Consider the following 10,719-nt stretch of genomic DNA (forward strand, 5'->3'; position numbering starts at 1 on the left):
CGCCGGACGTTACCCGCTTCGCACGGGCGGCGGCCGCGGATTTCCCGATGTCCATGAGGGAATCCCCCGTAACGCGCGAACGCGCGCCGTTTCAACGCGTCGCCCTCCCGCTCCGCGCTTCCTTGCAGGCGCTTCCGGCCCATCCCTCCCGATTATTCGCATTTCGCGAATGGCGCGTTCGCCGGTTGTTCGATACCCGACGGCCGGCGTTCCCCCTATCTTGGCGGCGTCGGCTGACCGGACTCGACGCCTCGAACCGGAACGGCGGCCGGCACTTCCTCGCGATTCGCGTCGCACCCAAACGACATCGAACCTGGCTCATGCGCAGGCGCTTCGGCGCGCGCAGGCGGACCTGCGTTCACGGAGACGGAAATGAAAGCAAACGAGTGGGATACCTCCTATGAGTGGAAGGCGGTCGCGCTGCTGGCGCTCGGCTTCGGGCTGGTCGGCCTCGACCGCTGGCTCATCGCGCCGCTGTTCCCTTCGATCATGAAGGACCTGAACCTGAACGCGCAGGACGTCGGCAACTGCATCGGCGTGCTCGGGCTGTCGTGGGGCATCTTCGCGGCGCTGATGGGCGGCATCTCGGACAGGATCGGGCGCAGGAAGGTGCTGATTCCCGCGATCGTCGCGTTCTCGCTGCTGTCGGGCTTCTCGGGGCTCGCGGGCGGCCTGCTCGGCCTGATGGCGATTCGCGGCCTGATGGGCGTCGCGGAGGGCTCGTTCTGCCCGACGAGCTTCGCCGCGACGGCCGACGCGTCGCATCCGCGCCGGCGCGGCCTGAACCTCGGCCTGCAGCAAAGCGGCTTCGCGCTGTTCGGGCTGGCGTTGTCGCCGATCATCGCCACCCAGTTGCTCGGCGTCATGTCGTGGCGCTGGGTCTTCGCGCTCGTGGCGATTCCCGGCCTGATCCTCGGCGCGGCGATGTTCTGCGTGATCCGCGAGCCGAAGGTGACGAAGGCGGTCGCGGCGGAACAGGCGCCCGCCTCGCTCGGCCACGTGCTCAGGAGCCGCAACATCCTCGTGGCGATGGCCGCCCTGTGCTGCGCGATGACCGGCGTGTTCGTGCTCGGCGCGCTGCTGCCGCTGTACCTGACCGATTACCTGTCGCTCGGCACGCAGAAGATGGGGCTCGTCGTGTCGGCGATCGGCTTCGGCGGCTTCCTCGGGCAGTTCGGGCTGCCGGGCCTGTCCGACCTGATCGGCCGTCGCTTCGCCAGCATCGCGGGCTTCGCGGGAACGGCCGCGATGCTCTACGTGTTCCGCGGCCTCGGCCCGCAGCCGCTCGCGCTGTTCGGGGTCCTGTTCGCCGCGTCGTTCTGCACGCTCGGCCTGGTGTCGCTGCTGTCCGGCCCGGTGGCGACCGAAGCCGCGCCCGCGGGGCTCGTGTCGACGTCCATCGGCGTGGTGGTCGGCGTCGGCGAGATTTTCGGCGGCGGCATCGCGCCGGCGATGGGCGGCTACGTCGCCGCACACTTCGGCATCCAGAACATTCTGTGGCTGCCGATGTGCGCGGTCATGCTGGGTATCCTGGTCAGCCTGCTGCTGAAGGAAACCGCGCCGGCCGTGCTGCAGCGCCGCGTGGCGGTGCCGCCGGAGCTGGCGGCAGGCAAGCAGCCGCGGTAGGCCTCGCGCGTGCGCGGCGGCGTCATCGGGTGTCGTCGGCATCGTCATCGATTGACATCGCGTGGGGGACACTGTGACGCCTCCCGCATGACACAGCCCGTTGCCGGCACGGGTAGACTGCCGGTATCGCTGGCGATAAAGGGCGCGGCATGGACCGGTTTCTGAGCATCGAGGCATTCGTCAGGGTGGCGGAGGCGAGCAGCTTCGCCGAGGCGGCGCGGCAGCTCGGCGTGACCAGCTCGGTGGTGACGAACCGCATCCAGCAGCTCGAGAAGTTCGTCAACGCGCCGCTGTTCCATCGCAGCACGCGCCACGTGCGGTTGTCCGAAGTGGGCGAGGCGTTCTATCGCGAGTGCGCGGAGGTGGTGGGGCGCGTCAACGAACTGACCGACCAGATGCGCGAGCTGCGCGCCACGCCGACCGGGCGGCTGCGCATCCAGATGCTGCCCGGCTTCGCGCTCGATCACTTCGGCGCGCCGCTGATGGAATTCAACCGGCGCTACCCCGGCATCCAGATCGACGTCATCGTCAACGATCGCGTGGTGGACCCTGTCGAGGAGGGGTTCGACATCGCCTTCCAGATCTTCCCGCCGATTTCCGAATCGCTGATCGAGCGGCGGCTGTTCACGGTCCGGCGTCTCTTCTGCGCGTCGCCCGCCTACCTCGCCGCGCATGCTGCGCCACAACATCCGCGCGATCTGCTGCAGCACACCACCGCGCTGTATTCGGGCTATCCGTCCCGCAACCGCTGGACCATGACGCGCGGCGACGAGGTCGTCGAAATGGAGCTGCCCGGCATGATCCGCTCGAACTCCGTGCACCTGCTGCGCGAGTACGCGCTGACCGGCGGCGGCGTGGTCTGCCTGCCGACGCTCGTGGCGAGCGACGCGCTCGTCGCGGGCCGGCTGGTGCCGATCCTCACCGACTACCAGCTCGCGCCGCTGAGCTTTGCCGCCGTTTATCCGGCCACGCAGCGCCAGGCGTTGAAGGTGAAGGCCCTGGTCGAATTCCTCGCGGAATACATCGGCGACGAATCCCCGTGGGATCGTCCGCTGCTGGAGCGCGGCTGGGTGCGCTGACCCGCGCGATTATTCGCGAAACGCGAATGCCGTAATCGCCGTCCGTTGCCTTGTTGCGATGGTTCGTTGCCCCTAGAGTTGAATCCAACAAGCAGTTCAACTCAGGAGACAGCAATGACCGACACGGCATTCCACACCGTCTTTGGCTCGCTCGACAGTTACCGGAAGGGCGAGATCGAAATCACCAGCGGCAGCGCGCAGCACTACGCCTTCTCGAACGTCTTCGAGGTGGCGTCGAAGTCGGCCCCTTATGAAAAGGTCGTCGCCGGCAAGAACCTCGAATACGTGATCGAAGTGCTGAGAACCGACGGCGAATCGCCGTGGTTCGCCTGCGCGCACGACGAGTTCGCGATCCTGATGGACGGCGAAGTCCGGATCGATTTCATCAAGCTCGATACGCCGCCGACGTCGGGGCAGGGCACCGTCAGCGCCGGCACGCAGCCGGCCGGCCGCCCGATGGGGCACGTCGTGTTGCGCAAGGGCCATCAGGCGCTGCTGCCGGCCGGCTGCGCATACCGCTTCGCCGCGAGCCGGCCGGGCGTCGCGCTCGTGCAGACCATGCTTGGCGAGCTGTCCGTGCAGAAGTGGGCCGACATCTGCCTGCACTGATTCGTCCGACCTCATTCGACTATCCCAGGAGACACGTCATGGCCACCCTCGAAACCCTCGACCCTTCCACACGCTTCGCCGCCGATCTGGTGCGGTCGACCGAAGCCGATGCCGTCACCGGCTACCGCGGCTTCCGGCTCGGCGAGTTCGCGTTCCGGCGCGACGGATATTTCGTGACGATCAGCTGGCCCGCGAAAGGCCGGACGCGCACCCACGCGATCCCGGCGGACGCCTTCCTGCGCGCGATGATGCGCGACGTGGCATGGGGTTTCTTCTACGGCTGGGTGAATTTCGACCACGTGTTCGGCACGCGCAATCACTACGGCAAGGTCGACATCTACGCGGGCACCTTCAACGGCATCCTGAAGGACGCCGGCGTCGACTACACCGAGACCTTCGAGACGCCCACCATCATGGCGACCTTCAAGGCGATGCTGCACGACTGGACGAACGCGGGCTTCGATCCGTTCGCGGCGCCCGAGGAAACGGGCTCGGCATTCGGGCGCAAGCACGGCGACAACGGCGCGGCGATCGAGCGCACGCGCATCGCGACGCGCCGCATGCCGGGCCTCGAAGGCGACTCGCCGCTGCGCGACGACCTGCCGGTCAACCGCGCGTTCCTCGACGTCGCGCAGGACGAGCCGGACGTGCATGCCGAGCCGGGCTTCGAGGGCGAGCTGCACGCGTTCAACCTGTTCAAGTACCTGTCGCGCTCGGACGTCACGTGGAATCCGTCGGTCACGTCCGTGTGCGGGCGCAGCCTGTTCTGCCCGACCACCGAGGAATTCATCCTGCCGGTGTTCCATGGCAACGACCGCGTCGAGTGGTTCCTGCAACTGTCCGATGAAATCGTGTGGGACATCGGCGACAAGAACACCGGCGCGCCGCGGGCGCGCGTCACGATGCGCGCCGGCGACATCTGCGCGATGCCAGCCGACATCCGGCATCAGGGCTACTCCACGAAGCGCTCGATGCTGCTGGTCTGGGAGAACGCCACGCCCGACCTGCCGCGGCGCTACGAGAGCGGCGAGCTTGCGCCGTATCCGATCGCGTTCTGAGCTGCGCTTGCGGTTCCGTTTCAGCCCATACCGAGGACGATTCATGCAAACCCAACTCTTCATCGACGGGCGCTTCGTCGACGCCGTCGAGCGCGGCACGATCGACGTGCTGAATCCGCACGACGGATCGGTCATCGCGCGCATCGCGGCGGCCACCGCCGCGGACGTCGATCTCGCCGTCGACGCGGCGGCCCGCGCGTTTCCCAAGTGGTCGGCCTTGCCGGCCGCCGAACGCGGCCGGCTGCTGCTGCGCCTGGCCGACGCGATCGAGGCCAACGCGGAAGAACTCGCGCAACTCGAATCGCTGGACACCGGCCACCCGATCCGCGATTCGCGTGCGCTCGACGTACCGCGCACGGCGGCCTGCTTCCGCTACTTCGGCGGCATGGCCGACAAGCTGCAAGGCTCGGTGATACCCGTCGAAACCGGCTTCCTGAACTACGTGCAGCGTGCGCCGATCGGTGTCGTCGGCCAGATCGTGCCGTGGAATTTTCCGCTGATGTTCACGAGCTGGAAGATGGGCCCGGCGCTGGCCGCCGGCAACACGGTGGTGCTCAAGCCGTCGGAAATCACGCCGCTGTCGACCTTGCGCATCGTCGAGCTGATGGCCGAGGTCGGGTTTCCCGCCGGCGTCGTCAACATCGTCCCCGGCTACGGCCATACGGCCGGCCAGCGGCTCGCCGAACACCCGGGCGTCGGCAAGATCGCGTTCACGGGCTCGACCGCGACCGGCCGCCGCATCGTCGAGGCGTCGCAGGGCAACCTGAAGCGCGTGCAGCTCGAACTCGGCGGCAAGGGGGCGAACATCGTCTTCGACGACGCGGATCTCGATGCGGCCATCAACGGCGCCGCGTGGGCGATCTTCCACAACCAGGGGCAGGCGTGCATCGCGGGCTCGCGCCTCGTGCTGCACGAACGTATCGCCGATGCGTTCCTCGAGCGATTCGTCGCGCTCGCCGCGTCGATCCGCGTCGGCAACCCGCTCGACGCCGATACCGAAATGGGCCCGCTGACCTCGAAGCAGCACCTCGAGCGCGTGCTGTCGTTCGTCGACGTGGCGCGCGAGCAGGGCGGCCGCGTGCTCACCGGCGGCAGCGCGCCGCAGGACCCGGCGCTCGCCAATGGCTACTACGTGCGCCCGACGGTCATCGAGGCGCGAAGCGCGGCCGACCGCGTCGCGCAGGAGGAAGTGTTCGGCCCGTTCGTCACCGTGCTGCGCTTCGGCAGCGACGACGAAGCGCTGTCCATCGCGAACGCGACCGAATACGGGCTCGGCAGCGGCCTCTGGACGAAGGACCTCTCGCGTGCGCACCGGATGGCATCGCGGATCCACGCGGGCATGTGCTGGATCAACTGCTACAAGCGCGTCAACCCGGGCAGCCCGTTCGGCGGCGTCGGCAAGTCGGGCTATGGCCGCGAGATGGGCTTCGAGGCGATGCACGACTACACGGAAGCGCGCTCGGTGTGGGTCAACGTCGACGGCAACGTGCCGCCGCACTTCAAGCGCTGAGGCTCGTCATGGATCGCTTCGTCTATCAGGGCAGCCCTTCGCGCGTGGTGTTCGAATGGGGCGCGCTCGACAGGCTGCCGGACGAGCTGGCGACGCTTGGCGCCCGCCGCGCGCTCATCCTGTCGACGCCCGAGCAGCAGCCCCTGGCCGAGCGCGTGCAGGCGATCCTGGGCGAGCGTGCGGCCGGCATCTGCGCGCAGGCGGTCATGCACGTGCCGGTCGAGGTTGCGCGCGCCGCTCGCGCGATGGCCGCCGAACGGGGCGCGGACTGTTGCGTCGCGATCGGCGGCGGTTCGACGATCGGGCTGGGCAAGGCCATCGCGCTCGAATCGTCGCTGCCGATCCTGGCCGTGCCGACGACGTACGCCGGCTCGGAGATGACGCCGATCTTCGGGCTCACGGAAGGCCGGCTGAAACGCACCGGGCGCGACGCGCGCGTGCTGCCGCGCACCGTGCTCTACGACCCGTCGCTGACGTTGTCGCTGCCGCCGGGCATTTCGGCGGCGTCCGGCGTCAATGCGATGGCCCATGCCGTCGAGGCGCTGTATACGGAAGACGCGAACCCGGTGATCAGCCTGATGGCAGAAGAATCGATCCGCGCGCTGGGCGAAGCGTTGCCGGGCGTGGTGCGCGATCCGGCCGACCGCGCGATGCGCAGCCGCGCGTTGTACGGCGCATGGCTCGCGGGAACCTGTCTCGGCGCGGTCGGCATGGCGCTGCACCACAAGCTCTGCCACACGCTCGGCGGCACCTTCAACCTGCCGCACGCGCAGACGCATGCGGCGATGCTGCCGCATACCGCGCACTACAACCATGCGGCCGCGCCCGATGCGCTGCGCCGTGTCGCGCGCGCGTTGGGCGGACGAGAGGCGGCCGAGGCGGGCCCGCTGCTGTTCGGGCTGAACGCGCGGCTCGGCATCGCGCCGGCGCTCGCCGATCTCGGGATGCCCGAGACGGGCCTCGACGAAGCGGCCGACCTTGCGTGCCGCAATCCGTATGCGAATCCGCGGCCGATCGAGCGCACGGCGATTCGCGCGCTGCTTCAGCATGCCTGGGAGGGACGCGCGCCGCAGTGAGCGGCTCGACGCGTCGATGGAGACACACATGAACCATGACCATCATGACCGCGATGCCGGGCCGGCCGGGCGACGCATCGCCGGCTTCGACCGCACGCCGGGTTCGCGCGTGCGCTGCTCCGTGCGGCATCGCCACACGTTCGTCCTCGACCGGAGCTGATCGACATGGCGCGATTCTTTGCGGTATTTGCGACGGACCAGCCGGGCATGCGCGACGTGCGCGACCGCGTGCGGCCGATTCATCGGCGTTACCTGCGCGCCGGCGCGCAGCACGGCGTGGTCGTGCGGCTCGGCGGCCCGACGCTGGACCCGCAGGGCGACACGATGAACGGAACGCTGCTCGTCGTGGAGGCCGACGACATTCAGGCGGTGATGCGGTTCGTCGGCAACGACCCGTACGTGAAGGAGGGGCTGTTCGCGCGCGTGGAAGTGCGTCCGTGGGACTGGAGCCTCGGCAACCCCGAGCAGCGGGTGTGAGCGATGGAAGCGCAACCACTCTGCCGATTGTCCGACGTGCCTGACGGCGGCGCGCGGGTCCTCGACGACGCGTGCATCGGGCGTCCCGTGATCGTCGTGCGACGCGGCGAACAGGCATGGGCGTATGTGAACCGTTGCCCGCATTTCTCGGTGCCGCTCGATTTCGAGCCGGGGCGTGTTTCCTGTTATCGGTCGCAGGTGTTGATGTGCGCCCATCACAGCGCGCTGTTCCGGTTCGATGACGGGGTGTGTATCGACGGACCTTGCGCCGGCGCGGCGCTGGAGGCCGTGGCGGTCGAGGTGGATGCCGCTGCGAGGGTCGTCGTTCGCGGCGCGTGATTCGCGCGTTCCGGGGCGGAAAGGCAAGGCGGGTCGGGTTTGGACGATGTGTTTCGTATCAATTAATCAGTATGACTGATCGTGTTTCAGGTGCCGGTTTATCGGCCCGATCGATGCAGTTTGCATATCGAGCATGGAGCGGGCATCCGCCACGCAGCGGAAGGCGGGCTCGCATTGACATAAAAAAGACGGAGACGAAATGAAACTCGGGTTTGGAGCGGTGGTGTTGCTTGCCGTGGCGCAAGGCGCGTGGGCGCAGAGCAGCGTGACGATGTTCGGTCTGATCGATGCGGGCATTTCTTATGTCAGCAACGAAGGCGGAGGAAAGAACGTCAAGTTCGACGACGGCATCTTCGCGCCCAATCTGTTCGGCTTTCGCGGCACGGAGGATCTCGGCGGCGGATATCGCGCGATCTTCGCGCTCGTGAACCAGTTCTCGATGGCGAACGGCAGTATCGTCGGAACCGGGATTTTCGGCCGCAATGCGTACGTCGGCCTCGCGAGCGACCGGTTCGGCAGCATCACGCTGGGCAATCAGTATGACTTCATGGTGGATTCCCTCTTTTCGAAGGGCAACACGATCTCACGGGATATCTCGGGGCTGTATGGCTTCCGGAACGGCCCGTTCCAGCGCCTCGCGCTTCCGGACAATCCGACCGGTGCGTTCGACTGGGACCGCACCGCCGGCAGCAAGCCGATCGCGAATTCGGTCAAGTACAGTTCGCCGACGGTGGCGGGTTTCTCGGGCGGCGCGATGTATGCGTTCGGCGGCGTGGCTGGATCGGTCGGGGCGGACAACGCGGTCAGCGCCGGGGTGAACTACGAGATGGGGCCGTTCGGCGCGGGCGCGGCCTATACGAACGAGAAGTACGGGCCCGCGCCCGGCGTGCCGTCCACCAGCGTGCGCAACTGGGGCGTGGGGATGCATTACGACTTCGGTGTCGTGACCGCGAATGCGCTGGTGACCACCGTGCGCAATTCGTTCAACGATGCCGGCGTGTGGATGGCGGAAACCGGCGGGCTGTGGCGGGTCAGGCCGGATGTCGTGCTCGGCGCGAAGTACATGTACATGAAGGGCAACGAGGCGGTGGGCAACGACCATGCGCACCAGGTCAGCGTGGCGCTTCAGTACCTGTTTTCGAAGCGGACGATGGTCTATGTGTCCGCGGACTACCAGCGGGCGAACAGCGGCGCGAATGCGCAGATCAACGGGGTGCTCGATCCGGACGGGGCTTCGAGTTCCGCGAGCCAGGCGGTGGCGCGGGTCGGGGTGCATACGGTGTTCTGACGGGGAGGCGCGTGACGGTTTTACGGGGACTGGCGGCTGGCGGAGCGTGCATCCGGCTCCGCCGTGCGTCGCGCTTTCGCGCTACCTGGCCGCCGCCGTCTTCGCGTTGTCCTGCTTTGCCGCCAGTGCGTCATCCGCCGCCTGCGCGCGACGGATTGCCGGGCGTGCAAGGACGCGGTCGATGTACGCTCGCACCGGCGGTGTGTCAGGCATCAGCTTGAACATCGTGGTCCAGTTCAGCGCCGAGCCCCACAGCACGTCGACGGCCGTGAAGCGCTCGCCGAGCAGATACGGGCCTCGGGCCAGTTGCAGGCCGATCGCGTCGACGACGGCGTCGAAGTCGCCATAGGGCGACGTGGAGTACGGCGCGGGCGGGCGATTCATCGAGCGGTCGACGATCGCCGGTTCGAAGCACGACCCGTAGAACACCATCCAGCGCAGATAGGCGCCGCGCAGTGCATCGCCTGCTGCCGGCGCCAGGCCGGCTTCCGGATACAGTTCCGCCGCGTACATGTAGACGGCGGCCTGCTCGGTCACGATGACGTCGCCGTGTCGCAGCGCGGGCACCTTGGCCATCGGATTGATGTGCCGGTAGCCGGGTTCGTGATGGCTGCCGGCGGACAGGTCGAATGCGTGCAGTTCGTAGTCGGCGTTCAGTTCCTCGAGCAGCATGCGGGCGCCGGCCGAACGGCTGCGCGGGGCGTGGTAGAGGATCAGGTGGCGGTCTGCTTGCATGACGGGCTCCGGAAGGCGGTGGGGAAGACGGGCCCCAATGTAGGACGGCCGCGCGCCGCCGTCTTGGAAAAATCCGCTGCGGCAGTGCATCATCGTGACATCGCCGCTACCGTCCGTACCATGACCGACTTGCGCAATGTGACCGACGTCCCCAAGGGCGTCGTCGGCCCACGGGCCGCTCATCAGCATTTCCACCTGAATCGCTACTACCCGTGCAAGGCGCTGGCCGGTGTGCTGGATCACCACTGGATCGTCGAATGGGATCTGCGCGGCCAGGCGCCCCATGTGCAGCGCACGCTGCCGTATCCGTGCGTGAATCTCGTGTTCGACCGGCGGCGGACGGGCCTCTTCGGCGTGGTGTCCGGTGCGTACGAAACCACGTTGGCCGACGCGGGGCGCGTGATCGGGCTGCGTTTCCGGCCCGGCGCGTTTCGTGCGTTTTTCGGCAAGCCCGTGCATTTGACGACCGACAAGGTGCTGCCGGTGTCGACGCTGTTCGGCGGCAGCGATGCGCAAGCCGAGGACGCGGTGCTCGGCGCGCCGGACGATGCCGGCATGGTGTCGGCTGCGGAGGCGTTGCTGCTTCGGGTGCTGCCGCCGCCCGATCCGCAGGTCGAGCGCATTCACGACATTCTGCAGATGCTGCAGCAGGACATCGGCCTGACGCAGGTGCGCGATCTTGCCGAGCGTGCGGGGTTGAGCGAGCGCACGCTACAGCAGCTTTTTTTCGATTATGTGGGGGTGACGCCGAAGTGGGTGATCTGCCGGTACCGGCTGCATGAGGCGGCCGACAAGCTGGCCGGCGGCGAGCCGGTCGATCTCGCGGAACTGGCCCATGCGCTCGGGTATTTCGACCAGGCGCATTTCACGCGCGATTTTCGCAAGCTGGTGGGGAAGGCGCCGGCGGAGTATCGGCGGGATG

The 10,719-nt window shown here is 67.7% G+C and carries 12 protein-coding genes; 11 read left to right on the top strand and 1 reads right to left on the bottom strand.

Annotated features, from left to right (window positions below; all coding sequences use genetic code 11):
* The first annotated feature begins 372 nt into the window (after nt 1-372).
* The 10 genes from GQ56_RS0129385 to GQ56_RS0129430 all read left to right on the top strand — a co-directional run bounded on the left by GQ56_RS0129385 (nt 373) and on the right by GQ56_RS0129430 (nt 9,062).
* The gene (locus tag GQ56_RS0129385; RefSeq protein ID WP_031402064.1) at nt 373-1,626 is read left to right on the top strand and encodes an MFS transporter; all 1,254 of its coding nucleotides are present in this window, start codon (nt 373-375) and stop codon (nt 1,624-1,626) included.
* Nucleotides 1,627-1,775: 149 nt separating this feature from the next.
* Nucleotides 1,776-2,705, top strand: a complete 930-nt coding sequence (locus GQ56_RS0129390; RefSeq protein WP_031402065.1) for a LysR family transcriptional regulator — start codon at nt 1,776-1,778, stop codon at nt 2,703-2,705.
* Between the two features lie 114 nt (nt 2,706-2,819).
* Nucleotides 2,820-3,314 (top strand): cupin domain-containing protein, encoded by a 495-nt coding sequence (locus tag GQ56_RS0129395; protein WP_031402066.1) that lies wholly within the window; start codon nt 2,820-2,822, stop codon nt 3,312-3,314.
* A gap of 38 nt (nt 3,315-3,352) precedes the next feature.
* A complete protein-coding gene (locus GQ56_RS0129400) occupies nt 3,353-4,372 on the top strand; it encodes a hydroxyquinol 1,2-dioxygenase (RefSeq protein ID WP_031402067.1) in 1,020 nt (339 codons plus the stop codon).
* 43 nt (nt 4,373-4,415) lie between these two features.
* A complete protein-coding gene (locus GQ56_RS0129405) occupies nt 4,416-5,882 on the top strand; it encodes an aldehyde dehydrogenase family protein (protein ID WP_031402068.1) in 1,467 nt (488 codons plus the stop codon).
* 8 nt (nt 5,883-5,890) lie between these two features.
* The gene (locus GQ56_RS0129410) at nt 5,891-6,958 is read left to right on the top strand and encodes a maleylacetate reductase (protein ID WP_031402069.1); all 1,068 of its coding nucleotides are present in this window, start codon (nt 5,891-5,893) and stop codon (nt 6,956-6,958) included.
* Nucleotides 6,959-6,986: 28 nt separating this feature from the next.
* The gene (locus tag GQ56_RS46945) at nt 6,987-7,118 is read left to right on the top strand and encodes a hypothetical protein (RefSeq protein ID WP_265183121.1); all 132 of its coding nucleotides are present in this window, start codon (nt 6,987-6,989) and stop codon (nt 7,116-7,118) included.
* 5 nt (nt 7,119-7,123) lie between these two features.
* Nucleotides 7,124-7,435: a YciI family protein gene (locus GQ56_RS0129420; protein ID WP_031402070.1), complete on the top strand. Its 312-nt coding sequence runs from the start codon at nt 7,124-7,126 to the stop codon at nt 7,433-7,435.
* 3 nt (nt 7,436-7,438) lie between these two features.
* On the top strand, nt 7,439-7,774 hold the full coding sequence (locus GQ56_RS0129425; protein WP_031402071.1) for a Rieske (2Fe-2S) protein: 336 nt from the start codon (nt 7,439-7,441) through the stop codon (nt 7,772-7,774).
* Between the two features lie 199 nt (nt 7,775-7,973).
* Complete coding sequence (locus tag GQ56_RS0129430; RefSeq protein ID WP_031402072.1) at nt 7,974-9,062, top strand: porin; 1,089 nt, start codon at nt 7,974-7,976, stop codon at nt 9,060-9,062.
* 81 nt (nt 9,063-9,143) lie between these two features.
* Here GQ56_RS0129430 and GQ56_RS0129435 read toward each other — a convergent pair whose 3' ends face one another.
* Nucleotides 9,144-9,797, bottom strand: coding sequence for a glutathione S-transferase family protein (locus tag GQ56_RS0129435; protein ID WP_031402073.1), 654 nt, complete (start codon nt 9,795-9,797; stop codon nt 9,144-9,146).
* A gap of 120 nt (nt 9,798-9,917) precedes the next feature.
* On the opposite strand from GQ56_RS0129435, the gene GQ56_RS0129440 reads away from it, so the two are divergent.
* On the top strand, nt 9,918-10,719 hold an 802-nt coding region (locus GQ56_RS0129440), incomplete at its 3' end, for an AraC family transcriptional regulator (RefSeq protein WP_031402074.1).

The organism is Burkholderia paludis (genome assembly GCF_000732615.1).
Lineage (GTDB): Bacteria > Pseudomonadota > Gammaproteobacteria > Burkholderiales > Burkholderiaceae > Burkholderia > Burkholderia paludis.

Coding starts and splice junctions, on each gene's coding strand:
- GQ56_RS0129430 (WP_031402072.1), top strand. CDS start 7,974: ATGAAACTCGGGTTTGGAGCGGTGGTGTTGCTTGCCGTGGCGCAAGGC.
- GQ56_RS0129390 (WP_031402065.1), top strand. CDS start 1,776: ATGGACCGGTTTCTGAGCATCGAGGCATTCGTCAGGGTGGCGGAGGCG.
- GQ56_RS0129400 (WP_031402067.1), top strand. CDS start 3,353: ATGGCCACCCTCGAAACCCTCGACCCTTCCACACGCTTCGCCGCCGAT.
- GQ56_RS0129405 (WP_031402068.1), top strand. CDS start 4,416: ATGCAAACCCAACTCTTCATCGACGGGCGCTTCGTCGACGCCGTCGAG.
- GQ56_RS0129420 (WP_031402070.1), top strand. CDS start 7,124: ATGGCGCGATTCTTTGCGGTATTTGCGACGGACCAGCCGGGCATGCGC.
- GQ56_RS46945 (WP_265183121.1), top strand. CDS start 6,987: ATGAACCATGACCATCATGACCGCGATGCCGGGCCGGCCGGGCGACGC.
- GQ56_RS0129410 (WP_031402069.1), top strand. CDS start 5,891: ATGGATCGCTTCGTCTATCAGGGCAGCCCTTCGCGCGTGGTGTTCGAA.
- GQ56_RS0129425 (WP_031402071.1), top strand. CDS start 7,439: ATGGAAGCGCAACCACTCTGCCGATTGTCCGACGTGCCTGACGGCGGC.
- GQ56_RS0129435 (WP_031402073.1), bottom strand. CDS start 9,797: ATGCAAGCAGACCGCCACCTGATCCTCTACCACGCCCCGCGCAGCCGT.
- GQ56_RS0129385 (WP_031402064.1), top strand. CDS start 373: ATGAAAGCAAACGAGTGGGATACCTCCTATGAGTGGAAGGCGGTCGCG.
- GQ56_RS0129395 (WP_031402066.1), top strand. CDS start 2,820: ATGACCGACACGGCATTCCACACCGTCTTTGGCTCGCTCGACAGTTAC.